Source organism: Perlucidibaca aquatica, assembly GCF_001676655.1.
Classification (GTDB): Bacteria; Pseudomonadota; Gammaproteobacteria; order Pseudomonadales; family Moraxellaceae; genus Perlucidibaca; species Perlucidibaca aquatica.
On the sequence record NZ_LZDB01000001.1, the window covers coordinates 707499 to 734202 of the forward strand.

A 26704-nucleotide genomic window follows, 5' to 3' on the forward strand; every position below is an offset into this window, starting at 1 on the left:
CGGTCCTGTTCTCGAATGGCGCGGGCTTAGAACTTAAAGCCGCGGTGCAGGGCGACAATGCCGCCGGTGAGGTTGTGGTAATCGCAACGCTCGAAACCGGCATTTTCCATCATGCCTTTCAGCGTGTTCTGGTCCGGGTGCATGCGAATGGATTCCGCTAAGTAGCGATAGCTTTCGGAGTCGTTCGCCACGAGCTTGCCCATCATGGGTAGCAGCGAGAAGGAGTAGGCGTCATAGATCTTCGCCAGCGGTTCGGCCACGGGCTTGCTGAACTCAAGCACGAGTAATCGGCCGCCCGGCTTTAGCGATTGGTACATGGAGCGCAGCGCGGCATCTTTATCGGTGACATTTCGCAGACCAAAGGCGATGGTGATGAGGTCGAAACTGCCCGGCGCGAACGGCAGGCATTCGGCATTGGCCTGCACAAATTCGATCTGCCCCGCCACGCCAACATCGAGCAGCTTGTCGCGGCCAACCATGAGCATGGACGAGTTGATATCGGCGAGCACGACGCGCCCCGTGGGGCCCACTTCTTTATGAAAGGCGCGGGCGAGATCGCCGGTGCCGCCGGCAATATCGAGCACCTGTTGACCGGGGCGAACACCAGACATCTCCACCGTGAAGCGCTTCCACAGACGGTGAATGCCCAGCGACATAAGGTCATTCATGATGTCGTACTTGGCCGCCACCGAGTGAAAAACTTCGGCGACCTTGCCGGCCTTTTCTTCGCGCGCCACGGTCTGATAGCCGAAATGAGTGACTTCACCTGAGGCCTGTGTGGGCGAGCGGGTGGGCGAGCGGGGTGCCGTGCTGTTAGTACTTGGCGACGGCGAGGTCGCTGCCACAGATTCGCCTCGGCTCATGGGGCCGTTGGCAGGAGGCAGATCGGGTCGGCGGTGGCTCATGGCGAATCTCTAAGGGCAGCGTAACGGGCAATCGGATTAAACCGCGAAGGGATCGTCGCAGTCTGTGTTGAGCTTGTCGAGGATACGAGCCTCGCGACCCAAAAAATCATCGAGAAAGTCGGCGACAGACTTCATTGGCTTCATCACAGCAAAACCTTTACCCATGAAGTCATAGAGGCCACCGAGGCCCGCCATTTTCGCGGGTTGCGCAGCCATCTTAAAGGTGGCCGTAATGAGACGCGAGCGCACATAGCGATCCAGGCCTAAGCCGAGCTCACGCAGCAGGCGCATTTGTTCGCGCCTCGCCACGTCTTGATCACAGCGACGGTAGGCGGCAATGAGGTCGCTGTCTGTGGGCTCGGTGATGCCAGCGGCATGCAGCCACAGGGCCACTTCTTCGTCCAGCTCACCGGTCAGAGCGTTGGCTTCTACGGCAATGGCTGCGGTGCGCAGCACGGAATCGGGCAGCATGCGAGTGGCTACCGGCAGGGCTTTTTCGATTTCGCGAGCCAGCTCGTCCAGGTCAAGGCCGGCGTAGATTTCACAGAGAAAAAACTCGGTGATGGGGCGGAAGCGGTCGTCTGCGAGCAGGCTTTCATGGGTACGACGCAGGCGGGCGATTTGCAGCTGCTGCACGACCAAAACCTGAGCGTTAAGCGCGTCATTGCCCTGGCGCTGCCAGCAGCGGTATCGCGCAATGCCGTGCCGGATGCGATCGGCGGCGGTTTGTGTTTCATCGATCCGTGGCGGCAGCATGTCAGTCTCTTCCATGTTTAGTTCGTAGCGTTCAGCAACAGCAGTGCGACTCATGATTCAGTTCCATTGCAGCAAGGGTGCATTCAAAAAAGCATTACAAAATAAAGCGGCTCAGGTCTTCGTCCTGAACCAGTGCGCCGAGCTGGGCATCCACATCGGCGCTGGTGAGTGTGAGCACTTGGCCTGCTTGCTTCGCGCCGAGGTCGCTGGCATCAAAAGCGATGCCTTCAAGTAAACGTTCAAGCACCGTGTGCAAGCGACGCGCACCGATATTTTCAGTACGTTCGTTTACCTGCCATGCCACTTCGGCGAGCCGGCGAATGGCATCGTCCGCGAAACGAATTTGCAGGCCTTCGGTGGCCAGCAGCGCCACATATTGCTCGGTCAGCGAAAAGTTCGGCTCGGTCAGGATGCGTTCGAAATCATTGGCAGTCAGTGCCTCCAATTCCACACGAATGGGCAGACGACCTTGCAGCTCCGGGATCAGATCCGAGGGCTTGGCGAGGTGGAAAGCGCCCGAGCAGATGAACAGGATGTGATCGGTCTTCACCATGCCGTACTTGGTGTTGACGGTGCAGCCCTCGATCAGCGGCAGCAGGTCGCGCTGCACACCTTCGCGTGACACATCCGCGCCCGAGGTTTCGCCGCGACGACAGACCTTGTCGATCTCGTCGATGAAGACGATGCCGTTTTGCTCGACGGCATGCAGCGCGCGGGCCTTCAGATCTTCTTCGCTGACCAGCTTGCCGGCTTCTTCTTCCCGCACGCGTTTAAGCGCATCGCGAATTTTCAGGCGCTGGCTCTTGCTTTTGCCGCCACCGAGACCGGCAAATAGCTTCTGCAGCTGGCCGCCCATTTCTTCCATGCCCGGCGGTGTCATCAATTCGACCGAGGCCGCGACCGGGCTGAGTTCAATCTCGATTTCCTGCTCATCGAGTTCGCCATTACGCAGCTTGCGGCGGAAGAGCTGGCGTGTGGCGTTATCACTGCTGCTGGCCGGAGCCGGCTCGGTAGTGTCCCAGCCGGTGCTGGCGGCGCGTGCCGGTCGCAGCAGCACATCGAGAATACGGTCTTCAGCAGCTTCATCGGCGCGCTGGCCCACTTCGGCGATGGCCTGCTCACGCATCATCTTCAGCGCCATGTCGGCAAGGTCGCGGATGATGGTTTCAACATCGCGCCCGACATAGCCGACTTCGGTGAACTTGGTGGCTTCGACCTTGATGAACGGCGCGTTGGCGAGCTTGGCGAGACGGCGAGCGATTTCAGTTTTGCCAACACCCGTGGGGCCGATCATGAGGATGTTTTTTGGCGTCACTTCCGGGCGCAGATGCTCGGCCAGCTGCATGCGTCGCCAGCGGTTGCGCAGTGCCAGCGCGACGGCGCGCTTGGCGCCACTTTGGCCAACGATATGACGATCGAGTTCGTGCACGATTTCGCGCGGAGTCATGGCGGTCATAGGGTTTACCAGTCGAGTCGTTCGAGCGTGTGCTGATGATTGGTGAAGACGCAGATGTCTCCGGCCATCGTCAGCCCGTATTTGACAATTTCTTCGGCCGACAGCTCGCTGTGATCGATCAGGGCGCGCGAGGCGGCGAGGGCATAGTTGCCGCCGGAGCCGATGGCGATGATGCCGTGTTCCGGCTCTAGCACGTCGCCATTGCCGGTGATGATCAGCGAGGCATGCTTGTCAGCGACGGCGAGCAGGGCTTCGAGCCGGCGCAGTGTGCGATCGGTGCGCCAGTCCTTGGCCATTTCTACGGCAGCGCGCACGAGGTGGCCGCTGTGCTTTTCCAGCTTGGCCTCGAAGTAGTCGAAGAGCGTGAAGGCGTCGGCCGTGCCACCGGCGAAACCGGCTAGAACCTGATCTTTGTATAGGCGGCGCACTTTGCGGGCGTTGCCCTTCATGACCGTGTTGCCGAGTGAGACTTGACCATCGCCACCGAGGACCACGGTGTTGCCGCGACGGACAGAGAGAATGGTGGTCATGGCTGACGAATCTCCGATGGGGCGGGCAGTGAACTTTGTACGGGAGCGCTGACGGGAATGGCATCCAGCCCGGCTTCGCTAAGCTTGGTCCGCGCTAAGTCACGACGCTCCAATTGATTGAATGGCCCGACCAGAACGCGCTGGAATAATGCGCCGCCTTCGCGATGCGTCTTAATGCGTGCGGGCAGGCCGAGTGCACTGATCGCGGCGCGGCGGCTATTGGCCTCATTGGGGTTGTTGAACGCGCCGGCTTGTAGCCAGTAGCTCGCTTCCGAAGGCGCGTTTGTGTCGCCCGTGGGACGAGGGGCCGGTCTGGCCTCCGGTGTGCGCGTGGGCAGTACTTTTTGCTGCGGGAGCAGTTCATAAAAAGCGAAACGTTCCGCTGGTTTCGGCGCAGATTCAGGCGTTTTCAGTGTAGCTTCGGCAAGGGCTGGCGGCACCGTGGCCACCGGCGGGGCCGGCTTTTTCATCAGCATTACAATGAGTGCAATCAGACCTGCAAGCAGAATCAAGCCCAGCACGAGGCGACCTTTTTTTAGACCAGGTTTTTTCGCCGGCGACGACTTGGGAGACGCCTTGGTTGTGCGGCGCCCGCCACGCCCGGTGTTGTTGGGCTTGCCAACGGGTCGGGGCGTTCGACTAGCACCGCGAGGCGGATTCGGGCGACTCATTACATGCGTTCCGGGGCAGCCACACCGAGTAGGCCAAGGCCGTTGGCGATGACCTGGCGCACGCCGAGACTGAGCGTTAGTCTGGCCTGACGCAGCGGCTCGTCATCGACCAAAACCTTGGTGCTGTTGTACCAGCCGTGGAACTCGCTGGCCAACTCCTTCAGGTAGTTCGAGAGCTGATGCGGCTCGTAGGCCTCGGCCGCTTTCAGCAGCACTTCCGGATAGCGTTGCAGGGCTTTCGCGAGGTCGCGTTCGGCATCGCTGTCGAGGCGATCCAGCGCGGCCAGGCCGGCATCGCGATCCAGTGTCCAGCCCAGCGTGGTCAGCTTCTCCAGCATCGAGCAGACGCGGGCGTGAGCGTACTGGATGTAGTAGACCGGATTGTCCTTGCTCTGCGACACGGCGAGGTCGAGATCGAAGTCGATGTGCTGCTCGCTCTTGCGCGTGATGTAGTAGAAACGCGCGGCATCGTTGCCAACTTCTTCGCGCAGCTCGCGCAACGGGATGAACTGGCCGGAGCGCGACGACATCTGCACCTGCTCGCCGCCACGCCAGAGCGACACGAACTGCACCAGCAGCACGTCGAGCTTGCCGGCATCGAGGCCGAGGGCGGTCAGCGCAGCTTTCACACGAGTGATGTAGCCGTGGTGGTCAGCACCCCAGATGTTCACTACGCGGTCGAAGCCACGCTCAAACTTGTTCAGGTGATAAGCCACGTCGGAGGCAAAGTAAGTGCCCTGGCCGTTGTCACGCACCAGTACGCGATCCTTGTCGTCACCAAACGTGGTGGAGCGGAACCAGATCGCGCCGGACTTTTCATAGGTGTGGCCATTGGCCGTCAGGCGGGCAACGGCGCGCTCGATGGAACCGTCGGTTTCCAGCGTCTTTTCCGAGAACCATTCATCGTAATGCACACCGAATTCGCCGAGGTCTTCGCGAATGTCGCTGAGGATGCTGTCCAGCGCGGCGCGGAAGAATACATCGTAGCCGTCGCTGCCGAGCAGGGCGCGGGCATTGGCGATGAGGCCGTCAATGTGAGCTTCCTTGTCGCCGGAAATGACCTCGCCCGCGGCATCTTTCACGGCATCGGCCGGGACATTCGCAAACACATCGGCGACTGGCTTTACCAGCGTCGCGCCGTGTGTGGCGGTGACACTGGCGGCGATGTCGCGGATGTAATCGCCGCGATAGCCATTGCTCGGGAACACGAACGCCGCGCCGGCGGCAATGCCGGACTCGACCGGATGCGATTCAACATAGCGCAGGTAGGTCGAGGTGGCGAGGATGGCCATCTGACGACCCGCATCGTTAACGTAGTACTCGCGCTGCACATCGTAACCGACGGCATCGAGCAGGTTAGCCACGGTCATGCCGTAGGCGGCACCGCGACCATGGCCAACATGCAGCGAGGAGGTCGGGTTGGCGGAGACGAATTCAACCTGCAGCTTCTGCTGGCGACGCGGTGTGCGACCAAAATTGGCAGCGTCAGCGAAGATCTGGCTGAGCACGGCAAATTCGGTGGCACCCGCAAGGAAAAAATTGATGAAGCCGGGGCCGGCAATTTCGACCTTGCTCACCACGACGTTGGCGGGTAAGGCGGCGACGATGGCGTCGGCAATCTCGCGTGGCTTGCGGCCAGCGGCTTTTGCACTGGCCAACGCGAGGTTGGTGGCCCAATCGCCATGCGCCTTGTCGCGCGTGCGATCGAGCTGAATGGCCGGGCTGAAATCTGCCGGCAGAACGCCGTCGGCGCGCAGGGTGTCGAGGGCTGTGGTTAACAGGTTTTCGAGTGCAGACTTCATCATTTATTCCAAAGCGGGTCACGCGCTAGTCAGCAAGCTGCCCTGTGGGCGCTTAAGTGGGCGCGATTGTACCAATAAAAAAGGCGAACACCCGTTTCCGAGTATTCGCCTTTTACGATCACCCTAACAGTGATCGGCCTCTGCCAGTGCTTACTTGGCGAAGCTGCGAGCGCCAAAGCGCTGCTTGAACTTGTCGATACGACCGCCTGTGTCGACGACCTTTTGCGTGCCGGTGTAGAACGGGTGGCAAGCGGAGCAAGTATCAATCAAGAAGTTCTTGCACAGGGTGGAGCGGGTTTTGAAGGTGTTGCCGCAGGAGCAAGTGGCAGTCACTTCTTCGTAACGCGGATGAATATCGGCGCGCATAGTAAATTCCTCTAGTTAAGAACGGGGCGGGTGACTTCGCCGTCCTCGCGGGCGTGAAACGCAAACGCAGAGGTACGAAATCAATCCATTCTTTTGGCCTACCGAAACTGTCGCTTCGTTTCAGCGGGGCACAACAAGGTGGCGGATTCTACAAGATGTCTGCTTTTTGGCCAAGTACACTTTTCACTCAGTGGTGACGCGGATCGCCACAGCCAGCCGTCGGTGGCGGTGGTAATCTTGCGAGATGAAATTATTACAGGTGGCGCTGCCATCCCCCTTGCGACAAGTCTTTGATTACCGCCTTCCGGCCGGCGCAGCTACTCCGGTAGCGGGCGTGCGCGTGCGCGTGCCGTTTGGACGTCAGGCATTGATCGGCTTGGTTACAGATGTGGTGAGCGAAAGTGATGTGCCCGCCGCGAAATTAAAGTCGGTGACCGAGGTTCTCGATATCGAACCGGCGTTGCCACCGGCGCTTTGGACGCTGGCGCGCTGGGCTGCACAGTACTATCAGCATCCATTGGGCGATGCCTTGAGTCAGATGCTGCCCGTACTGATTCGTCAGGGCGAACCCTTGCTGGCGCCTCATCCGCAAGTCTGGCGCTTAACGGCGCGAGGTAGGGCCCTTGTGCCTGACGGGCTGCGCCGAGCCGCAAGGCAGCAACAGGCGTGGCAGGTGCTGAACGAACACCTGCAGGGCCTTAGCAGTACCGCGTTGCAGGCCTTGGGCGTGAGTCGTGAGGCGCTATTGGCGCTAAAAGAAAAAGAACTAGTTGAGCGAATTGAGTTGGCTGAGCCTGCTACAGCCATGGCCGTGACGCCGCTATTGGCAGAGGCTCCGTTATCGCTCAATACCGAGCAAGCGGCGGCACTGTCTTTGCTTGCTGCACAAACGGGCTTTCGCGTGACCTTGTTGCAGGGCATCACAGGCAGCGGCAAAACCGAGGTGTATTTACAGCACATCGAGCGTGTTTTGCAGGCGGGTCAACAGGTGCTGATCTTGGTGCCCGAAATTGGCCTGACCCCGCAAACTGTGGCGCGTTTTCGGGCGCGCTTTCGCTGTGCTGTCGCCGTTCTGCATTCTGGTCTGACCGACAATGAACGCCTGAGTGCGTGGCGTGCTGCACGAGCGGGAGAGGTCAGTCTGATTATTGGCACCCGCTCGGCGGTATTCACGCCCATGGCTCGACCCGGCCTGATCATTGTCGATGAAGAGCATGATTTATCGTTTAAGCAGCAAGAAGGATTTCGCTATCACGGGCGCGACGTTGCGGTGCGGCGGGCGCAACTGGAAAACATTCCCATTGTGTTGGGCTCGGCCACACCCGCGTTGGAGTCCATAGCCAATATTCAGGCGGGACGCTACCAGCGTTTGTCACTAACTCAGCGTGCGGGCGGTGCGCAAGCGCCTGTGGTGCGTTGCCTCGATTTACGCGGCCAGCCCGTTCAGGATGGTTTATGCGCTGCGGCTCGCCAAGCGATCACGGAAACCCTGGCGCGTGGTGAGCAAGTGCTGGTGTTTATGAATCGACGGGGCTTTGCACCGGTCATGCTCTGCCATGATTGTGGCTGGCAGGCCGAATGCAGCCGCTGCGATGCGCGCCCCACGCTGCACCGCGATCCCGTGCGTTTGCACTGCCATCACTGTGGCTATGAGCAAGCACCGCCGCGTCACTGCCCGACCTGTAACAGCAGCGATTTGCGCCCCGTGGGTGTGGGCACGGAGCGATTAGAGCAAGCCTTAATCGCGGCCCATCCCGGCATTCCTGTTCACCGCGTGGATAGAGATAGCACGCGCCGTAAGGGGGCCTTGCAAGGCTTGCTTGATGAAATCCATAAGCCCGGTCCGGCCATTTTGGTGGGCACGCAAATGCTCGCCAAAGGGCATCATTTCCCCCGCGTCACCCTAGTGCTGATTCCCGATGTGGATGGCGCCTTATTCAGTGCGGATTTTCGCGGCGGTGAGCGCTTGGCGCAGTTATTAGTGCAAGTGGCCGGGCGCGCCGGGCGGGGTGATAAACCGGGGCAAATGTGGCTGCAAACCCATCAGCCCGAGCATCCACTGTTGGTGACGCTGCTTTCGCAGGGCTACATTGCTGCTGCGCGGGCGCTGTTGAATGAGCGTCAGCTCTTGGGTCTGCCACCGGCTGGGTATTTGGCCTTGCTGCGGGCGGAGGCGACCCGAGCAGACTTGCCCCTGACCTTCCTGCAGCAAGCGGCAGTAGAGATTGTGCAGGGCAAGTACGGTGTGCAAGCGTGGGGGCCAGTTCCGGCGCCGATGGCGCGCAAAGCCGGCTTGAATCGGGTGCACCTGTTACTTAAAGCTGACGACCGAAAGACCTTGCATGCCTTGCTGGCGACATTAGTGCCTTGGCTGGATGCGTTGCCGAGCGCGAGGCAAGTGCGTTGGTCAATTGACGTGGATCCGCAGGAGCTGCAGTAGCGGCTCCTGCGGAAGTACCTCAGGGCATAATGACTTCAGGTGCTGGCAGTGGTACGGGCGATGTGCTGGCAGGGTTGGGCAGCTGTTCCGTCGGCACCAGCTCGTCAATCGCTTCCGGGTCAGAAGCGTCAGCTTGTTGGCCGGTCATGCGATTCACGCGAACAGACGACAAGCCTGCCGGGTTGGGAGGCATGCTGAATGGGATGCCGCGCAGCGCAGTGGCCATGTACTGATTCCAGATGGGCAGTGCGGCATAGCCACCGTATTCGACCTTGCCGAGACTTTTCGGTTCATCAAAACCCACCCACGATACCGCCACCATTTGTGCATTAAAGCCGGCGAACCAAGCATCACGGGCATCATTTGTCGTACCTGTTTTGCCTGCTAAATCGGCGCGGCCCAAGCTCAGCGCACCACGCCCAGTACCATGCTGAATCACATCCTGCAAAATCGAATACATCTGGCGTGCCGCCCGTGGCCGCATGATGCGCAAAGCCACCGGGTGGGCAGGCACATAAGCTTCCGGCGTGGGGGCCACGACATTGATGCTGTTGCCCTGACCTGAAATATTGCCACTGCTGCTGGGCGTGGTCGGAGGCGTTACGCCGGGGATGACTTCGTTAGGCTCAACGCGACCATCCGACGTGACCACCGGAGCGGGCAAAGGGAGTTCACAAGGGCGACAAACGCGCTTGGGCTCTGCTTGAAAGACGACTTTGCCGTATCGATCGACAACTTTCTCGATGAAATAAGGGTTCACGCGCAGGCCGCCATTGGCGATGCTGGCATAGGCCGTGGCCATCTGAATGGGTAGCACTTCAGCGGAGCCCAGCGCTAAAGTTAGGTCCTGCGGCATGCGGGATTTTTCCAGGCTGAAACGACTTAGGTACTCGCGGGCATCGCCCACACCCACCGCTTGCAGCAGTCGAATAGACACCAAATTGCGTGACAAATAGAGGGCGCGGCGCAGCGTAATCGGGCCCATGAACTCGCCGTCGGAGTTGCTGGGTGACCAGTCGCCAAAAGTCAGTGGCGAGTCATCAATCATGCTGAGTGGGGTATAGCCGCTTTCCAGCGCTTTGGCATAAATGAGTGGCTTGATGGTGGAGCCCGCCTGACGCCAGCTTTGCACCGCACGGTTAAATTTGCTTTGGCTAAAGTCAAAGCCACCCACAATCGCCTCGACCGCGCCAGAGTCCGGATTCATGGCAATGAGCTGGCCCTGCACGGCAGGGATTTGCGCCAGTCGCCAAGATTTTCCGACCGCTTGCAGACGCACGAAATCGTTGACCTTCACGATGCTGCTGGCCGACGTTGGCGCAGCGCCAATGCTGTTGACGTTGATGTAGGGGCGAGCCCAGCGCAGTCCTTCCCAGGGAATGGTGACACGCTCGCCGGAGCGCATTTCCACGACGATACTGCGGGCGTTCACCGTGGCCACCCGCACGGGCTCAAGCCCACCCACACGGCTCAGCTTTTTCAGCGCCGCTAAGTCGCCATTGCCTTCGGGGCCACGCCAGCCGTGGCGTTGGTCATAAGCGAGCAAGCCACTGATCACCGCAGCGCTCGCAGCATTCTGGTTGCGTGAATCCACCGTGGTATAGACCTTGTAGCCCGTGTCGTAAACGGATTTGCCAAAACGCTCAAGCAACGACTCGCGCACCATTTCAGCCAGCCAAGGTGCCTGCACATCCTGCATGCTGGCCTTGAAATTAAGCGCGACCGGCGCGGCAATTGCCGCATCGTGGGCTTTTTTGCTGATGTAGCCGAGTTTGAGCATGCGGCCAATGATCCAGTTACGACGAATCAGCGCACGTTCAGCGTTACTCACCGGATTGTACTTGGAGGGGGCTTTTGGCAGGCCGGCGATCATCGCCATTTCGGCCAGCGTGAGCTGCTGCACGGATTTGCCGTAATAGATTTTGGCGGCGGCTCCGATGCCGTAGGCGCGCTGTCCGAGGTAAATTTTGTTCAGGTATAGCTCAAGAATTTCCTCTTTGCTGAGCGAGTCTTCAATGCGCTTAGCCAGCATCAGCTCGGTGAACTTTCGGCTAAAGGTGCGCTCCGAGCTCAGGAAGTAGTTTTTCGCTACCTGCATGGTGATGGTGGAGCCGCCCGAGCGGATATTGCCCGTGGTGAGGATCTCACTGAAGGCGCGGCCGAGGCCGGCGTAGTCAATGCCATCGTGCTGGAAAAATTGATCATCTTCAGCCGCTAAAAAAGCTTGCACAAAGGGCTTGGGAATCTCTTTGTATTTCAGCGGGATGGTGTGCTTAACGCCAAATTCGCTAATGAGTTTGCCGTCACGAGAGAAGACTTGCAGCGGCGTTTCGTATTCCACGGATTTCAGCGTGGAAATATCCGGCAGTTGTGGCGTTAAGGCGAGGTAGGAGCCGCTGGCACCCAGCGTGATACCGGTTAATGCAAGCCCGAGCCAGCGCATCAGGCGAAAGGGGGAAGCTGCAGCAGTCATGCAAAGCTCTCGTGAAACGTCCAAACTTAGGACTTGTGGAGCGCAGTATAAGGCGAGGAAGAAAAGCGTGCCTGCGTGTTTGCGTAAATGCCACTTCGTTGCTACATCTCATGGGCGACAGGATGTCGTGGATAGGGATGTTCAGCATGAGAACAGGGATCGTACGCGCAGCAGTGTGCGGCTTGGTATGGGCTTTTATTAGTGTGGCCGGCCTTGCGGCGGGGCGTGAGAACACTCTCAGCGCCCAGGTTGCCGATGTGGACCTCAGGGTTTTGCTGCTTCAGTTGGCCGAAAGTGCGCGTTGCGACCTGCTGCTCGCTGACGGCGTTCAAGGGCGGGTCAGCTTTAAGCTGTCACCGGAAAAGCCGCGAGAGGCCTTGTTGGCGTTGATTCAAGCGCGCGGACTGGTGATGCAAGAGCATCGGTTGCCATCCCAGCGAAAGCTTTGGTGGGTCGGGACCGGCGAAGATGCGGCGCAGTGGGCTAAGCAGCAGCTGGCCGGGCAGCAGGCTAGAGAAATGCAGGTGCCGGTAGAAACGCAGCTGCTGTTGCTACAGCATGCGCTAGCCAGTGATATAGCGAAATGGCTGAGTGCAGGTGCGAATGAGCGCATGCTCGGGCCTCGAAGTCGCGTCGATGTGGATGCGCGTACCAATACCCTAATCGTGACCGATACCGCCGCACGTCTCCTGCAGCTTAAGGGTTGGCTGAGTCAGCTGGATAAGCCATCGCGTCAGGTGTTGGTAGAAACACGGTTGGTCGCCGTATCACGGACACAGGCGCAGGCATTGGGAGCGCGCTGGCAAGTCAGCGGGCCGGAATGGACGGGGAAAGTGCCACTAACGGCGCCCGGCGCTGAAGTGTCAGCGCTGCGCTATGGGGTGCTGGGATTAAGCGGCCATGCTTTAGATGTGGAGTTATCTGCCCTTGAAAGCACTGGCCAGGGCGATATTTTAGCGAGGCCCAGCGTGCTCACGGCAGAGCATCAAAAGGGCCTAATCGCCTCGGGCCAGCAAATTCCCTATCAAGAAACCACCCATAGTGGCGCGACCACCACGCGCTTTGTGAATGCTGAGCTCAGTCTAGAGGCTACGCCTAGTGTGACGGCAGAGGGCCAAGTGGTGCTGGATCTTGAGCTAAAGCACGACAGCCCAGGCGAAATTCAGGCCAGCGGCGCAAGAGCAATCGAGACCAATCGGCTGAAAACACAGGTGCGTTTAGGTGACAACCAAACCCTGATGTTGGGCGGAATTTTTCGTACTCAGTCGGTTCGCTCTGTCAGTCAGGTGCCAGTACTGGGTAATATCCCGTTATTGGGCTACTTGTTTCGACGCCATCAGGTTCGCGAAGACAAGCAGGAGCTACTTATTTTTGTTACGCCACGGGTGTTGAGTGCGTCTGGCTTATGGCCAGCGCCGCAGACCTATCCGCGGGCGGTTGAGACTTCAGATGCTGCCAACACCTATTCAAAACATCTATTTGGTCGGGCCCATGGGCGCGGGCAAGACCACCATCGGGCGGCAGCTCGCTGAAATCTTGCATTGGGAGTTTTTAGACTCCGACCATGAAATTGAGGCGCGTACAGGCGCAAACATTCCGTGGATCTTTGATATCGAAGGTGAAGAAGGCTTTCGTCAGCGCGAAGAACATGTCATTGATGTGCTCACGCAGCGCCGTCATGTGGTGTTAGCCACCGGCGGTGGAGCGGTCATGCGTGAGAGCAATCGCCGCCATTTACATGAGCGCGGCACCGTCATTTATTTGGAAACCACGGTGGAACGCTCGCTGGAGCGCACAGCGCGGGATCAAAATCGCCCACTGTTACAAACGGCAGACCCTCGGGCGCGTTTGGCTGAGCTTCTGCAGCAACGAGACCCGTTGTACCGTGAAGTGGCTCATTACATCATGCCCACCGAGCGTGTCAGTGCGAGGGAAGTGGCATGGCATATTTTGCAGAAATTAGGTGCACGCTAAGGCGCGTGTTTGGCGTGCTGGCAGACTGAGAGATTGAAATGCATACCGTGTTAAATGTGGCCTTGGGCGATCGCAGTTACCCCATTTATATTGGGGATGGTGTGCTGGCGCGAGCGGACTTGGTGTTGCCGCATATTCGCGGCAAACAGGTGTTGCTGGTCAGCAATGAAACCGTTGCGCCGCTTTATGCCGAGACTCTGCGCACCAGCTTATTGTCAGCCGGATTGACGGTGGCCGAGGTCGTGCTACCCGATGGCGAGCAATACAAAGATTGGCAGCATTTAAATCAGATTTTCGATGCCTTATTGCAGGCTCGCTTTAGTCGTAAAGCCACCCTGATTGCCTTGGGCGGCGGCGTTATCGGCGACATGACCGGTTTCGCGGCGGCCTGCTATCAGCGCGGCGTCGATTTTATTCAGGTGCCGACCACCTTGCTTTCTCAGGTCGATTCGTCGGTGGGCGGGAAAACAGGCATTAACCATCCGCTGGGCAAAAATATGATCGGGGCCTTTCAGCAGCCTCGCGTCGTGCTTGCCGACACCGGCGTGTTGAAATCCTTGCCGCAGCGCGAATTATCGGCGGGGCTGGCCGAGGTCATTAAGTACGGACTCATTCGCGACCTCGACTTTCTGTGCTGGCTGGAGGCGCACATGGAAGGGCTGATGGCACGGGATTCGTCCTTGCTGGCAGAAGCCATTGAGCGCTCCTGCCAAAACAAGGCGGATGTAGTGGCTGCCGATGAGTTTGAACAAAACGATATCCGAGCGCTGCTTAACCTGGGCCATACCTTTGGCCATGCTATTGAAACCGGTATGGGCTATGGCGAGTGGCTGCATGGCGAAGCGGTGGGCGCAGGCATGTTGCTGGCAGCGGATCTGTCTTGTCGTGAAGGCTGGCTCACGCCTGCGGATGTGGCGCGCGTGAAAGCCCTGCTGTTGCGTGCTGGGCTGCCCGTGGCCGCTCCTGCCGGCATGACGCCTGCGATATTTATGCAGCACATGGCGGTGGATAAAAAGAATGTGGATGGTCGTTTGCGCCTGGTGCTGTTGAAGCAATTGGGTGAGGCGATTGTTACCGATCAAGCGTCGCCCGCGCATTTGCAGGCCACGTTAGTTGCCGCGTGTGAAGGAGTAGTGGGCTGATGACGGCAAAGTCGCAACAACGATTAGGCAATGCCTTTTTAGTTTTATTCGTGCTGGGCGTGCTGGGCTTGTGGTTGCAAACGCCGGTGAAGGCGCTGTTCCAGGAACGTATTTTGGCGAATGTGGGTTTTGGCGAGGCAGGCTTTAGTGACAGCTTTGGTGCGTTGCCCTCGTTGGTGAAAGACAACGGTGGCGCGCAACCTGTGCCTATCGAGGCTTCGGCGCCACAGCGAACGGCACAGTATCGTGATAAGGCCTGGCTGCTATCGCAGGATGCCGCCGGCTTCACTCTGCAGATTGCCGTGTTTGGGGATGAGCGCCGTATCGGTGATCTGCTGTCGAGCCGCAGTGATAAGGATCAATTTTACTATGTGGTGCTGCCGGCGGCGGTTGATGCGGCAGATGGTTCATCGTCCGGCCCACGTTACGTGCTGACCTATGGCCAATTTGCCAGTCGTCAGCAAGCAGAAGAAGTGGCGGCTGCGTTGACTGGCCTGCCCGGAAAAATGCCACGGGCTTGGGGCGCGCTACAAAGTGACGCAGAGGCAGCATTTGCCGCTGAAGTCTCGTTGCAGGGGGCTGCTGAGGGTATGGCGGCGCCTGCTAACCCCCCATCAACTATTACCGATGATGACCCCGCACTCCAAGTGCCGACAGGCTCGTCGCCTATGGTCATTCCGGTGCAGCCCAAGGCAAATTCCACCCCAGGTGCAATCCCTGTCGACACCTTGTAGGGTCGGCAAGGCCAGGGACTGGCCTGAAACTTGCTCCGTGAGTAGAGGTTAATTGGCAAATTTTATGAAATGAGGCGGTCTGAGCGGCTTGCATCAATTGAGTGAAAACGCCTTTTCACCTACTATACGCGTCCAATTTTGCGCCCAGCGCGGTTTTTGCCTGCGCGTAAGAATTCTTAAACCTTTGTTTTCCAAGGTATAACTGATGCTAGAGCAGCCGGTCGTCAACGCGGGTCTGTACCACCCGGATGAGTTTCGTGACAACTGCGGTTTCGGCCTCATCGCACAGATGAAGGGCGAGACCAGTCACCATCTGGTCCAGACAGCGATTCATTCACTCAGCTGCATGACCCATCGCGGTGCTATTGCCGCCGATGGTAAGACTGGCGACGGCTGCGGCCTGTTGCTGGCGATGCCGCGTGCCTTCTTCCGTGCCGTTGCCCAGGAAGAGCTGGGTGTCACCCTGACCGATACCTTTGCGGTCGGCTTGGTGTTTCTCAATACCGACCCCGCCCTGGCTGCCAACGCCCGCGCTATCCTGAAAAAGGAAGTTGAGGCTGAAGGCCTGACGCTGGCTGGCTGGCGCACGGTGCCCACCGACAACAGCATCCTCGGCGAAATCGCCCTGCGTTCGCTGCCGGTGTTCGAGCAAGTGCTGGTTAATGCCGGCTCGATGGATGAGGTCGAGGCCAATCGCAAGCTGTTTATGGCACGCCGCCGTGCCGAACAGCAGCTCAAGACTGACCCGCTGTTCTACGTCACCACGCTGTCCACTCAGGTCATTTCCTACAAGGGCCTGGTGATGCCGGCCGACCTGCCGGTGTTCTACAAAGATCTCGGCGACGAGCGTCTGGAAACGCATATCTGCGTGTTCCACCAACGCTTCTCGACCAACACGCTGCCGCGCTGGCCGCTGGCGCAGCCGTTCCGTTACCTCGCTCACAATGGTGAAATCAACACCGTTAGCGGTAACCGTAACTGGGCCGTGGCGCGTACGCCTAAGTTCACGCACCCAGATTTGCCCGGTCTCACCGAGCTGACGCCGCTGGTGAACCGTACCGGCTCCGACTCGTCGTCCATGGACAACATGTTGGAAATCCTGCTCGGCGGCGGCATGGGCCTGTTCCGTGCCCTGCGCATGCTGGTGCCGCCGGCCTGGCAGAACGTGGAGTCGATGGACGCCGACCTGCGCGCGTTCTACGAATACAACGCCAAGCACATGGAAGCCTGGGACGGCCCTGCCGGTCTGGTCATCACCGACGGTCGCTATGCCGTGTGCATGCTCGACCGTAACGGTCTGCGTCCGGCACGCTGGGTTATCACCAAGAACGGCTACATCACGCTGGCCTCGGAAATCGGCGTCTGGGATTACAAGCCGGAAGATGTCGTGTCCAAGGGCCGTGTTGGCCCGGGCAAGATCGTCGCCATCGATACGCAAAAGGGCGAGTTGCTCGACAACAATGCTGTTGATGCCCTGCTCAAAAATGCCCAGCCCTACAAGCAGTGGCTGCGGCAGGAAGCGCGTCGCGTCGAGACCGACAGCGAGCTGGAAAAGTCCCTGCTCGGCAATATCGACCGCAATAGCCTGAACACCTATCAGAAGATGTTCCTGGTCACCTTCGAGGAGCGCGACCAGATCATCCGTCCGCTCGCCGAGTCCGGCCAGGAAGCCGTCGGCTCGATGGGCGACGACACGCCGATGGCAGTGCTGTCGCGTCGCGTCCGTCATCAGGCCGACTATTTCCGCCAGCAGTTCGCGCAGGTCACCAACCCGCCGATTGACCCGCTGCGCGAAGCCATCGTGATGTCGCTGGAAACCGCGTTCGGCCCGGAGATGAACATCTTCGAAGAGACGCCGGAGCATGCTCGCCGCGTCATCGTGTCGAGCCCGGTGCTGTCGCACTCGAAGTTCGCCCAGCTCAAGCAGATCGATCTGCCGGGCTACGGCTTCGAGGTCATCGACCTCAATTACGCCGAAAGCGAAGGTCTGCAGGCAGCCATCCAGCGTATCTGTGCGCAGGCCGAGGCCGCTGTGCGTGCGGGTCGCTCGCAGCTGGTGCTGTCGGACCGTGCCATCCGTGCCGGCTTCCTGCCGATCAGTGCGCTGATGGCGACCGGTGCTGTGCATCATCACCTGATGAATGCCGGCTGGCGCTGCGATGCCAACATCATTGTCGAAACCGGCTTTGCCCGCGATCCGCATCACTTTGCCGTGCTCATCGGCTTCGGTGCCAGCGCCGTGTACCCGTACCTGGCCTACGACATCATTGCCGACATGGCACGCAACGGCGAAATCCTCGGCGATCCGCTGGAAGCGCAGGGCTATTTCCGCAAGGGCATCGACAAGGGTCTGCTGAAGATCATGTCGAAGATGGGCATCTCCACGATTGCGTCTTACCGTGGCGCGCAGCTGTTCGAAGCCGTTGGCCTCGACAGCAACGTGGTTGAGACTTGCTTCAAGGGCGTGCCGAGTCGTATTCAGGGCGCCAACTTTGCCGATATCGAAGGCGATCAACGCCTGCTCGCCGACGATGCCTGGAAGGCACGCAAGTCGCTGGATCAGGGCGGTCTGCTCAAGTTCGTCTACGGCAAGGAGTACCACGCCTTCAATCCGGACGTGATCAACACGCTGCACACCGCCGTGCGCTCGGGCGACTACACGGACTATCTGGCCTATGCCGATCTGGTCAACCAGCGTCCGGTGGCGACCATTCGTGACTTGCTGCAGCTGAAAAAAGCCGCGCAGGCGCTGCCGATCAACGACGTCGAGCCGCTGGAGGCAATTCTCAAGCGCTTCGATTCCGCCGGCATGTCGCTGGGTGCATTGTCGCCGGAAGCGCACGAGTCGATTGCCATCGCCATGAATACGTTGGGCGGTCGCTCGAACTCGGGTGAGGGCGGCGAAGACCCGGTGCGCTACGGCACCCTCAAAAACTCCAAGATCAAGCAGGTCGCTTCCGGTCGTTTCGGCGTTACGCCGGCGTATCTGGCCAGCGCCGAAGTGCTGCAGATCAAGGTCGCTCAGGGTGCCAAGCCGGGCGAGGGCGGCCAGCTGCCGGGCGGCAAGGTCAACGCACTGATCGCGCGTCTGCGCCACTCGGTGCCGGGTGTGACGCTGATCTCACCGCCGCCGCATCACGACATCTACTCGATTGAAGATTTGTCGCAGCTGATCTTTGACCTCAAGCAGGTCAATCCGCGCGCGCTGGTGTCGGTCAAGCTGGTGTCCGAGCCGGGTGTCGGTACGATTGCTGCCGGTGTGGCCAAGGCCTATGCCGACCTCATCACCATCTCCGGTTATGACGGCGGTACTGCGGCATCGCCACTGAGCTCGATCCATTACGCCGGCTCGCCGTGGGAACTCGGCCTGTCCGAAGCCCAGCAGGCGCTGCGTGCCAACGACCTGCGCGGCAAGGTGCGCGTGCAAACCGATGGCGGTCTCAAGACCGGTCTCGATGTCGTCAAGGCGGCCATCCTCGGTGCCGAGAGCTTCGGCTTCGGCTCCACGCCGATGATCGCGCTGGGCTGCAAATACCTGCGTATCTGCCATCTCAATAACTGCGCCACCGGTGTTGCCACGCAGCAAGACAAGCTGCGTCAGGACCACTACATCGGCGAGCCGGAAATGCTGATGAACTTCTTCAAGTTCGTCGCTGCCGAAACCCGCGAGTGGTTGTCGGTGCTGGGTGTAGCCTCGCTGGCCGAGCTGATTGGTCGTACTGATCTGCTGGAAATGCTGCCGGGTGAAACCGGCAAGCAGTCGCGCCTCGACCTGATGCCGCTGCTGAAGAACGATCACATCTCGGCCGACAAGCCGCAGTTCTGCATGCAGTCGAAGAACGAGCCGTTCGATCAGGGCGTGCTGGCTGAGCTCATCGTGGCCGACGTGCTGCCGGCGATTGAAGGCAAGACGGGCGGCAGCTACGACTTCCGCATTGGCAACTGCGACCGTTCCATCGGTGCGCGCGTGTCGGGCGAGATCGCCCAGCGCCACGGCGACCAAGGCATGGCCGATGCGCCGATCACGCTGAACTTCACCGGCACTGCCGGCCAGAGCTTCGGCGTGTGGAATGCCGGCGGCCTCAACTTGCGCCTTGAAGGCGATGCCAACGATTACGTGGGCAAGGGCATGGCCGGCGGCAAGGTCGTGATTCGTCCGCCGCAGGGTGCTGTGTTCAAGTCGCAAGATACGGCCATCATCGGCAACACCTGCCTGTACGGCGCTACCGGCGGCAAGCTCTTCGCTGCTGGCACGGCGGGCGAGCGCTTTGCCGTGCGCAACTCGGGTTGCGAAGCGGTCATTGAAGGCGCGGGCGACCACTGCTGCGAATACATGACCGGTGGTCTGGTTACCGTGCTCGGCCGTACTGGCCTGAATTTCGGTGCTGGCATGACCGGCGGCTTCGCCTATGTGCTCGACCTCGACAACAATTTCTTCGACCACTGCAACCATGAGCTGATTGAGCTGCATCGCATCAGCACCGAGCCCATGGGCCCGCACCGTCAGCATCTCAAGTCCGTACTGAAAGAGTATGTGGCGGAGACCGACAGTGCTTGGGGTCGCGAGATTCTCGAGCAGTTCGACGAGTATCAGCGTAAGTTCTGGCTGGTGAAGCCGAAGGCGGCGCACTTGAAAGAACTGCTCAAGAACACGGTATCGAACCCACAGTAATTGTGTATGCGCCGGGGTCAGCCTCGGCGCGTGCTGAACGCCCGAACAGGTATTGAGGCAAGATCATGGCAGAGCGCCTGAACAACGATTTCCAGTTCCTCGATGTGGCCCGTCAGGACCCCACGAAGAAGCCGATTGATGTCCGCACGGCGGAGTTCGTCGAGATTTACCAGCCCTTTGCGAAGCCCGAAGTGGAGGGTCAATCGCACCGCTGTCTGGATTGCGGCAATCCGTATTGCGAGTGGAAGTGCCCGGTGCACAACTACATTCCGAACTGGCTCAAGCTGATTTCGGAAGGCCGTATTTTTGAGGCCGCCGAGCTCTGTCACCAGACCAACACGCTGCCGGAGGTCTGTGGTCGCGTCTGCCCGCAGGATCGCCTCTGCGAAGGCGCCTGCACGCTGAACGATGGTTTCGGTGCGGTCACCATTGGCAACACCGAGAAGTACATCGTCGATACCGCCTTTGCCATGGGCTGGCGTCCTGACCTGTCGCACGTGGTAGCGACGGGCAAGAAAGTTGCCATCATTGGTGCCGGCCCGGCCGGTCTGGGTTGCGCCGATGTGCTCACGCGCAGCGGTGTGAAGGCCGTGGTGTTCGACAAGAACCCGGAGATCGGTGGCCTGCTGACCTTCGGCATCCCTGAGTTCAAGATGGAAAAGGCGGTGATGTCGCGTCGCCGTGAAATCTTCACCGACATGGGCATCGAATTCCGTCTCAACACGGATGTCGGCGTCGATGTGAAGATCGAGGACCTGCTGGCCGAATACGATGCCGTGTTCATGGGCATGGGCACCTACACCTACATGAAGGGCGGCTTCCCCGGCGAAGACCTGCCGGGCGTCTACGATGCCCTCGACTTCCTGATCGCCAACGTCAATCGCAACCTCGGCTTCGAGAAGAGCCCGGCGGACTACATCGACATGGCCGGCAAGAAGGTCGTCGTGCTCGGCGGCGGCGATACCGCCATGGACTGCAACCGCACTTCCATCCGTCAGGGTGCCGAGAGTGTGAGCTGTGCCTATCGCCGCGACGAAGCCAACATGCCCGGTTCGGTGCGCGAAGTGAAGAATGCCCGCGAAGAAGGCGTCGAGTTCCTGTTCAATCGTCAGCCCATCGAGATCGTTGGCGATGGCAGCAAGGTCACCGGTGTGAAAGTCGTGGAAACCCAGCTCGGTGCGCCGGATGCCCGTGGTCGTCGCAGTCCGGAACCGATTCCCGGCTCCGAGCAGATCCTGCCAGCGGATGCCGTGGTGTTGGCGTTCGGCTTCCGCCCGAGCCCAGCGCCGTGGTTTGCCGATCTGGGTGTGAACATGGATGCCTCAGGTCGCGTCACCGCGCCGGGCGAGGGCAAGTTCAAGCACCAGACCAGCAACCCGAAAGTGTTCGCCGGTGGCGACATGGTGCGCGGCTCCGATCTGGTGGTAACGGCCATCTGGGAAGGCCGTCAGGCCGCCGAGGGCATCCTCGACTACCTCGACGTCTGAGCGGGTTGTTGGTCTGAAAAAAGCCGGGCCTGCAGAAATGCAGTGCCCGGTTTTTTTATGGTATACGACACAGCAGTCGAACTGAGAGCGAATTATGCGTGTGAGCGGTACTGCCAAATTCCTCAATGTCTGTGCGTGGTGTTCCTTGCTGCTGCCACTGCCCAGCGCACAAGCCAGCACAGCATTTACGGCGTCAGAAGAGTCCCTAAATACCATCACTATCACGGCGCGTCGGTTGGAAGAGTCCGCGCAGGATGTGCCCATTTCAGTGGCCAGCATCAGTGGCGAAACGCTGAGTCAGGCCGGTATCACCACCGCACAAGAACTGCAGCAAGTGGTCGCAGGCTTACAAGTTGCAGTCCCTAACCCGCGTTTGGCGCAGTTCACCCTGCGTGGTCTGGGCTCAAGCTCGTTCAACGAAGGTTTAGAGAGCAGCGTAGGGCTGTTTGTGGACGGTGTTTATCTGGGCCGCCAGAGCATGAGCATTACCGACCTGATTGATATCGAGCGGATTGAAGTAGCCCGCGGCCCACAAGGTACGTTATTTGGCAAAAACTCCACCGCCGGCACGATTCATGTCATCACGCAAAAACCTCAATTCACTCCAGAAGCACGGATGGAAGCCAGTTGGGGCAGCGAAGGTATGGCGCAACTTCGCGGAACCGTCACCGGCCCTATTAGCAGCACAACGGCCTTGCGACTCACGGCATGGCACAACGAGCGGGATGGTCTCGTCGAAAATCGCTTCAACGGTGAGCGATACAATGACCGACATCGTGAGGGTGTGCGCGGACAATTGCTGTGGGCGCCCACCACGAAGCTGTCATCGCGTGTGATTGCCGAATACAGCCGCTTGGATGAGCGTTGCTGCACCTTTCCGTTATTCGGCGAGCCCAGCAAAACGGTCAAAGCCCGGGATGAATATGTTGGCTACCAGCGCGTGTCGGGCAATCCGTTTGATCGCATCGCCGACCTGAATGTGCGCCCCAGTTCGCAAGCGGAGCAATATGCCCTATCGAATGAAACGCAGTGGGACTTTGATCTGCGTCATCGCTTGGTCAGCATCAGTGCGTTTCGCGACTTTCAGTTTCAACCGATCACGGAAGACAACACCTCGCTGGATTTAGTCGTGAGCGGCACCAGCAGCGCGCAAACGCAGTTGAGTCAGGAGTTGCGTATCGACTCCCGCTGGCAACATGCCGAGACTGTGCTGGGGCTTTATGTGTTGAACCAAAACACGCGAGGCTCCGAGTATGTGCGGCTGGGCGAAGATATGTCGCAATGGATTTTTGGTGGGCTTATTCGGGAAAATATTCCGTTTGCCAACAAAGAAAATACCGGGCTGCTACTCAATACATTAATCCCGCCAGAGACTCTGGCCGGTATGGAAACGCGTACGCCTTTCCAGCAAAAAGCCACCAGTGTGGCGGGATTTGGCTCGTTGAATTGGCATGCGACCGATCAGCTCGATGTTAGCCTTGGCTTGCGCTACACCGTTGAGTGGAAAGACACCGAGGTGCGTCGTCGGCGCTCGGGCGGCAACCCCAATGCCAGCCCCTTAGCACTGACCAACAACTTGGCGCTGCTCGCTCCGCTGTTGGGAAGCCAAGTCAGTAGCTTGACCTTTAATCAGCTTTTAGATGACACCGTGGGCGGCGAATTTGAGCGCAAGCTGGCCATAGAGGAGGACGCAGTTTCGGGGAATGCCGGTCTCGCCTGGCGCTGGTCACCTTCGCTCATGACCTACCTAACCTACAGCCGGGGCGTAAAAAGCGGCGGCGTCAACTTAGGCGTGACCGGTGAGCGTGTAAAACCGATGTTTAGGCCGGAAGTGGCGGATGCCCTTGAGCTGGGTTTGAAGTCCCAGCTCTGGTCGGACCGCCTGCTGTTGAATGTGGCTCTTTACGATACTTATGTGACCGACTATCAAGCCCTGACCTTTGACGAAAGCCCGACATTTATTCCCAATCCGCGCCTAAACAACTTACTGAATGTGGGGCGTGTGCGCTTAAGTGGCGTGGATGTGGATATGCAATTGGCGTTGCCCCAGAATTTTGATGTCCGTGCGGGCATCGCCTACAACCGCGCCATTACCGAAGACTTTAAAAATGCGCCCGATGAAGACTCGCAACAAAACACGCGCGATCTCAGCGGAGAGCCGCTAGCCAATGCCCCGCGTTGGAGCGGCAATGTCGGCGTGCAAAAGCGCTGGGCCTTAGAGGGAGGGTATACGGCGTATTCCATAGTCGATTACCACTATCGATCCACCTTTAATGCCACCCTCGAGCGCAGCCGCAACAGCGTGGTAGAGGGCTATGGGGTGGCCGGTGCACGCCTCGGCTTGGCGTCACAAAGTGGCTGGGATGCCTCATTCTTTGTGCGCAATCTGTTCAATCAAGACTATGTGGACGCTATTTTGACTATATACGGCGTAGGCTCCTACGGTGCTTATGCCGGTGAGCCTCGCATCATTGGCGGCACGCTGCGATTAACGTGGTAGGTCGGGCTTGCTATGTAATTTTTTGTAATTTTGGCGGCGCTGGCCTTGGTATCATGCAGCTTCTTCTTAATCGGTTATGACGCAGATGTTGGCTTGGCGAAATTCCCACGGCTCATTGCTGTTAGGTGTCTTGATGGTCTTGGCACTCACATGGCTCTTTAGTTTGCCCATGAAGGCGCACTACACTGACCTCATAGTGGATCGCGCCTATTACAAAGACAGTACCGCCGAGCACACGATTCAATCCATTCAGCAGCAAGCGTTTACCCCTTACGAAGGGCCCTTGTTTGCAGGTAACAACAGCCGCCCCCTCTGGTTGAAACTCACGATGGCACCGGCTCCAGCAGAACGCAATCAAGCGTGGGTATTAATGTTTCAACCCAACTTTCTGCACTACGCGGAAGTATGGTGGAACGGAGGGAATGGCCAATGGCAACGCGCCGAAACGGGTAGCCGGTTAGCCTACAACCAGCGCGACATTAAAGCCCTTACGCCTATTGTGGCGCTGGAGCCCAGTCTGCAAGCGCGCAGCACGGTCTATGTGCGCGTGCAATCGCCGACCACACCACTTCATGTGCAAGTCATCAGTCAGCAAAACAGCATGGAGTTCGATGCGTTACTGAGCTTGGTGAGTGGTGGCTTTATCGGCATTGGCCTCGTGTTAACCATTTTTTCGGCCTTACTCTATGTGAACACCCGAGATGGCTTATGGGGCTTCGATGCCATCTGCAATGTCGTGGGTATATTGGTGCTGAGCTTGCAAATGGGCTTGGCGTCACGCCTGCTGTTTCCAAGCAGTGAAAACGTCGTGAACACGCTATTGTTGTATGCCAACGTCGGCTATCTGTTTTTGGCGACGATCTTGCATCGACTGGTCTTCAGTCTGTTCGCGTTGCCGCGTTGGATTTACGCGTTTAACACAACGATTTTGTTCGCATTTCCGCTGCTCGTGGGGCTCATCTTTATCGGTCATGGCGATAGCGCTATGGCCATCAATAACTTTTTAATCACGGCCTCTGCGTGTTGGGGCGTTCTTATTGCGATCAAAGCAAGGCATCCCGATCGTTTCGCGCTGTGGGTTTTTCGTACCTCCTACCTCGGGCTAGTGGCGTATTTTGTGTGGTGGGGCATTCCCATGGTGTTTCAGCAACAAACGGGCAATTTGGCGACGCTGTACCCCAGCCTGCCTGCTAGCTTATTTTCCATGTTTTTGCTGATGCTGATCTTGTGGCGCAATACCCAGATGAAAATGGAGGACGCCCAGCGCTTGGCCCTACAAAAGCGCGATGCCGAGCGCGATTTGCAAGAATCACAACGCCGTCACGAAGAAACCCAAGGCTTCTTAGGCATGGTCTTGCATGAGGTGAAAAACCCGCTCAGCAGCATTCGCATGATTGTGGCGAACCTGGAAAATACGCTGCCAGATGCCGATGCCCAAGTCAGCCAACGCCTGCAGCGCGTGCATGGCTTGGTAGATGATATTGATGACGTGCTGGAACGCGGCGTGGAGATTGATAGCCTGGAGCAAGGTGCCTTAGTGGCTGAAAAGGCCTTAGTGAATGTGGCGGCCTGGGTGCAGGAATTTGCTACGGCGCATGCCGCCGTGGCACGCCTGCACATCACCGCCCCCGACGCGCTGTTGGTACAGGTTGATACGCATTTGCTCAGCATGATGCTGCGCAACCTGGTCGACAACGCGGTGAAATATGCGCCAGAAGGCTCACCGATTCTCGTGCAGCTGAACGCCAATGCCCAAGGTTGGGAGCTCTCCGTGCGCAGTAGGGTCGGAGCGGTGGGCTTCCCGGATGCCGACCAAATTTTTAACAAATACTATCGCTCACCCTTGGCCATGCGTCGCAGTGGCTTAGGTTTAGGCCTTTATTGGGTGCGCGGCGCGGCACGGCAACTCGGCGGCGATGCGACCTATGCGCGCGACCAAGAATGGGTGGTGTTTACCTTATGGCTACCGAACTAAGCCTGATTGTGGTGGAAGACAACGAGCTGCTGCGCGAAGAAATGGTCAGCTTTCTCACGCGGCCAGGTTGGCAAGCACATGGCGTGGATTGTGGGGAGGAGCTGAATAAATGGTTACAGCAGTACACGCCCCATATCGCCGTGCTGGATGTGAACTTGCCCTATGAAGATGGTTACAGCATTGCCAACCGGCTGCGCAGCAGCTACCCCGCCGTGGGCATCGTGATGCTCAGTGCGCGCGTGCTGCGTGGTGAGCGTGCGGCCGGCTATCAGAGCGGTGCCGATGTTTACTTGACCAAACCTACCAGTACCACTGAGCTGATTAGCGTCATTGAGAATTTGGCCCGACGCCTACCGGTGGCGGAGCCTGTGCGTGAGGTTGAGTTTACGTTGTGCCGTGCTACTGGCGTGTTGCAAACCCAGCAGGGCGTGAGCTGTCAGCTCACAGCTACGGAAACACGGCTCATTGAGCTGCTCGCGCTTGCGCCACAACAGCTCGCGGACACGGCCTATGTGCTCGCCCAGCTGAGCTTAGGAAAAAGCGGAGAGGTCAGCAAAGATGCGTTTGCCGTGGCCCTCACGCGCTTGCGGCAAAAGTGTAAGCAAGCGCTGGCGGTGGACAATATCGTGGTGGCACACCGAGGCATAGGCTATCGATTAAGCGTTCCCGTGGTGCTGAACTAACGCCAACAGCGCGTGAATGAGCGGAAGTTTTGACGCGTAGTGAGGTGATGGCGCTTTAATCAAAAAGGCATTGTTGGTGCCTTTTATGTACTATTCTGCACTTAAACGTGCGCTGCGGATGCCGTAATGAAGATTCAC

Annotated in this window: 18 protein-coding genes; 10 read left to right on the forward strand and 8 right to left on the reverse strand. The window is 58.9% G+C overall.

The window, feature by feature from the left end:
* Positions 1 to 26: 26 nt before the first annotated feature.
* The 7 genes from ubiE to rpmE all read right to left on the reverse strand — a co-directional run bounded on the left by ubiE (position 27) and on the right by rpmE (position 6486).
* Positions 27 to 863 (reverse strand): bifunctional demethylmenaquinone methyltransferase/2-methoxy-6-polyprenyl-1,4-benzoquinol methylase UbiE, encoded by an 837-nt coding sequence (gene ubiE, locus A8710_RS03450; protein ID WP_406609585.1) that lies wholly within the window; start codon positions 861 to 863, stop codon positions 27 to 29.
* A 78-nt stretch (positions 864 to 941) separates the two neighbouring features.
* The gene (locus A8710_RS03455) at positions 942 to 1715 is read right to left on the reverse strand and encodes an FFLEELY motif protein (protein WP_082968620.1); all 774 of its coding nucleotides are present in this window, start codon (positions 1713 to 1715) and stop codon (positions 942 to 944) included.
* Positions 1716 to 1755: 40 nt separating this feature from the next.
* On the reverse strand, positions 1756 to 3117 hold the full coding sequence (hslU, locus tag A8710_RS03460) for an ATP-dependent protease ATPase subunit HslU (protein WP_068858065.1): 1362 nt from the start codon (positions 3115 to 3117) through the stop codon (positions 1756 to 1758).
* Between the two features lie 5 nt (positions 3118 to 3122).
* Positions 3123 to 3647 (reverse strand): ATP-dependent protease subunit HslV, encoded by a 525-nt coding sequence (hslV, locus tag A8710_RS03465; RefSeq protein ID WP_068858066.1) that lies wholly within the window; start codon positions 3645 to 3647, stop codon positions 3123 to 3125.
* Positions 3644 to 4318 (reverse strand): SPOR domain-containing protein, encoded by a 675-nt coding sequence (locus A8710_RS03470; RefSeq protein ID WP_068858067.1) that lies wholly within the window; start codon positions 4316 to 4318, stop codon positions 3644 to 3646. The genes hslV and A8710_RS03470 overlap by 4 nt, the downstream gene beginning before the upstream one ends.
* Positions 4318 to 6120 carry an arginine--tRNA ligase gene (argS, locus tag A8710_RS03475; RefSeq protein ID WP_068858068.1) on the reverse strand — a complete coding sequence of 601 codons (1803 nt, stop codon included), beginning with the start codon at positions 6118 to 6120 and terminating at the stop codon, positions 4318 to 4320. Before argS ends, A8710_RS03470 begins: the two co-directional genes overlap by 1 nt.
* A gap of 150 nt (positions 6121 to 6270) precedes the next feature.
* Positions 6271 to 6486, reverse strand: coding sequence for a 50S ribosomal protein L31 (gene rpmE / locus A8710_RS03480; protein ID WP_068858069.1), 216 nt, complete (start codon positions 6484 to 6486; stop codon positions 6271 to 6273).
* A gap of 244 nt (positions 6487 to 6730) precedes the next feature.
* Here rpmE and A8710_RS03485 point away from each other — a divergent pair, with 244 nt between their 5' ends.
* Positions 6731 to 8926: a primosomal protein N' gene (locus tag A8710_RS03485; protein WP_068858070.1), complete on the forward strand. Its 2196-nt coding sequence runs from the start codon at positions 6731 to 6733 to the stop codon at positions 8924 to 8926.
* A 19-nt stretch (positions 8927 to 8945) separates the two neighbouring features.
* Here A8710_RS03485 and A8710_RS03490 read toward each other — a convergent pair whose 3' ends face one another.
* Complete coding sequence (locus tag A8710_RS03490; RefSeq protein ID WP_068858071.1) at positions 8946 to 11399, reverse strand: penicillin-binding protein 1A; 2454 nt, start codon at positions 11397 to 11399, stop codon at positions 8946 to 8948.
* Between the two features lie 146 nt (positions 11400 to 11545).
* Between A8710_RS03490 and A8710_RS03495 the strand changes: the two genes are divergently transcribed.
* The 9 genes from A8710_RS03495 (at position 11546) to A8710_RS03535 (ending at position 26566) form a co-directional block, all read left to right on the forward strand.
* Entirely contained in the window at positions 11546 to 12931 is a 1386-nt protein-coding gene (locus tag A8710_RS03495) for a secretin N-terminal domain-containing protein (RefSeq protein ID WP_198341603.1), read from the forward strand.
* Entirely contained in the window at positions 12864 to 13373 is a 510-nt protein-coding gene (aroK, locus tag A8710_RS03500; RefSeq protein WP_406609587.1) for a shikimate kinase AroK, read from the forward strand. Before A8710_RS03495 ends, aroK begins: the two co-directional genes overlap by 68 nt.
* A 38-nt stretch (positions 13374 to 13411) precedes the next feature.
* The gene (gene aroB, locus A8710_RS03505; protein WP_068858074.1) at positions 13412 to 14515 is read left to right on the forward strand and encodes a 3-dehydroquinate synthase; all 1104 of its coding nucleotides are present in this window, start codon (positions 13412 to 13414) and stop codon (positions 14513 to 14515) included.
* Positions 14515 to 15249: an SPOR domain-containing protein gene (locus A8710_RS03510; protein ID WP_068858075.1), complete on the forward strand. Its 735-nt coding sequence runs from the start codon at positions 14515 to 14517 to the stop codon at positions 15247 to 15249. Before aroB ends, A8710_RS03510 begins: the two co-directional genes overlap by 1 nt.
* A gap of 205 nt (positions 15250 to 15454) precedes the next feature.
* The gene (gene gltB, locus A8710_RS03515; protein ID WP_068858076.1) at positions 15455 to 19921 is read left to right on the forward strand and encodes a glutamate synthase large subunit; all 4467 of its coding nucleotides are present in this window, start codon (positions 15455 to 15457) and stop codon (positions 19919 to 19921) included.
* Positions 19922 to 19986: 65 nt separating this feature from the next.
* Positions 19987 to 21408 carry an FAD-dependent oxidoreductase gene (locus tag A8710_RS03520; RefSeq protein ID WP_068858077.1) on the forward strand — a complete coding sequence of 474 codons (1422 nt, stop codon included), beginning with the start codon at positions 19987 to 19989 and terminating at the stop codon, positions 21406 to 21408.
* Positions 21409 to 21502: 94 nt separating this feature from the next.
* Complete coding sequence (locus A8710_RS03525) at positions 21503 to 23908, forward strand: TonB-dependent receptor (protein WP_068858078.1); 2406 nt, start codon at positions 21503 to 21505, stop codon at positions 23906 to 23908.
* Positions 23909 to 24041: 133 nt separating this feature from the next.
* Positions 24042 to 25883 (forward strand): sensor histidine kinase, encoded by a 1842-nt coding sequence (locus A8710_RS03530; RefSeq protein ID WP_198341604.1) that lies wholly within the window; start codon positions 24042 to 24044, stop codon positions 25881 to 25883.
* Positions 25868 to 26566: a response regulator transcription factor gene (locus A8710_RS03535; RefSeq protein WP_068858080.1), complete on the forward strand. Its 699-nt coding sequence runs from the start codon at positions 25868 to 25870 to the stop codon at positions 26564 to 26566. Before A8710_RS03530 ends, A8710_RS03535 begins: the two co-directional genes overlap by 16 nt.
* Positions 26567 to 26704 lie beyond the last annotated feature (138 nt).

What these genes read in the sequence shown, in the direction of transcription:
- ubiE (WP_406609585.1), bottom strand. Translation starts at nt 863, where the DNA reads ATGAGCCGAGGCGAATCTGTGGCAGCGACCTCGCCGTCGCCAAGTACT.
- A8710_RS03455 (WP_082968620.1), bottom strand. Translation starts at nt 1,715, where the DNA reads ATGAGTCGCACTGCTGTTGCTGAACGCTACGAACTAAACATGGAAGAG.
- hslU (WP_068858065.1), bottom strand. Translation starts at nt 3,117, where the DNA reads ATGACCGCCATGACTCCGCGCGAAATCGTGCACGAACTCGATCGTCAT.
- hslV (WP_068858066.1), bottom strand. Translation starts at nt 3,647, where the DNA reads ATGACCACCATTCTCTCTGTCCGTCGCGGCAACACCGTGGTCCTCGGT.
- A8710_RS03470 (WP_068858067.1), bottom strand. Translation starts at nt 4,318, where the DNA reads ATGAGTCGCCCGAATCCGCCTCGCGGTGCTAGTCGAACGCCCCGACCC.
- argS (WP_068858068.1), bottom strand. Translation starts at nt 6,120, where the DNA reads ATGAAGTCTGCACTCGAAAACCTGTTAACCACAGCCCTCGACACCCTG.
- rpmE (WP_068858069.1), bottom strand. Translation starts at nt 6,486, where the DNA reads ATGCGCGCCGATATTCATCCGCGTTACGAAGAAGTGACTGCCACTTGC.
- A8710_RS03485 (WP_068858070.1), top strand. Translation starts at nt 6,731, where the DNA reads ATGAAATTATTACAGGTGGCGCTGCCATCCCCCTTGCGACAAGTCTTT.
- A8710_RS03490 (WP_068858071.1), bottom strand. Translation starts at nt 11,399, where the DNA reads ATGACTGCTGCAGCTTCCCCCTTTCGCCTGATGCGCTGGCTCGGGCTT.
- A8710_RS03495 (WP_198341603.1), top strand. Translation starts at nt 11,546, where the DNA reads ATGAGAACAGGGATCGTACGCGCAGCAGTGTGCGGCTTGGTATGGGCT.
- aroB (WP_068858074.1), top strand. Translation starts at nt 13,412, where the DNA reads ATGCATACCGTGTTAAATGTGGCCTTGGGCGATCGCAGTTACCCCATT.
- A8710_RS03510 (WP_068858075.1), top strand. Translation starts at nt 14,515, where the DNA reads ATGACGGCAAAGTCGCAACAACGATTAGGCAATGCCTTTTTAGTTTTA.
- gltB (WP_068858076.1), top strand. Translation starts at nt 15,455, where the DNA reads ATGCTAGAGCAGCCGGTCGTCAACGCGGGTCTGTACCACCCGGATGAG.
- A8710_RS03520 (WP_068858077.1), top strand. Translation starts at nt 19,987, where the DNA reads ATGGCAGAGCGCCTGAACAACGATTTCCAGTTCCTCGATGTGGCCCGT.
- A8710_RS03525 (WP_068858078.1), top strand. Translation starts at nt 21,503, where the DNA reads ATGCGTGTGAGCGGTACTGCCAAATTCCTCAATGTCTGTGCGTGGTGT.
- A8710_RS03530 (WP_198341604.1), top strand. Translation starts at nt 24,042, where the DNA reads ATGGTCTTGGCACTCACATGGCTCTTTAGTTTGCCCATGAAGGCGCAC.
- A8710_RS03535 (WP_068858080.1), top strand. Translation starts at nt 25,868, where the DNA reads ATGGCTACCGAACTAAGCCTGATTGTGGTGGAAGACAACGAGCTGCTG.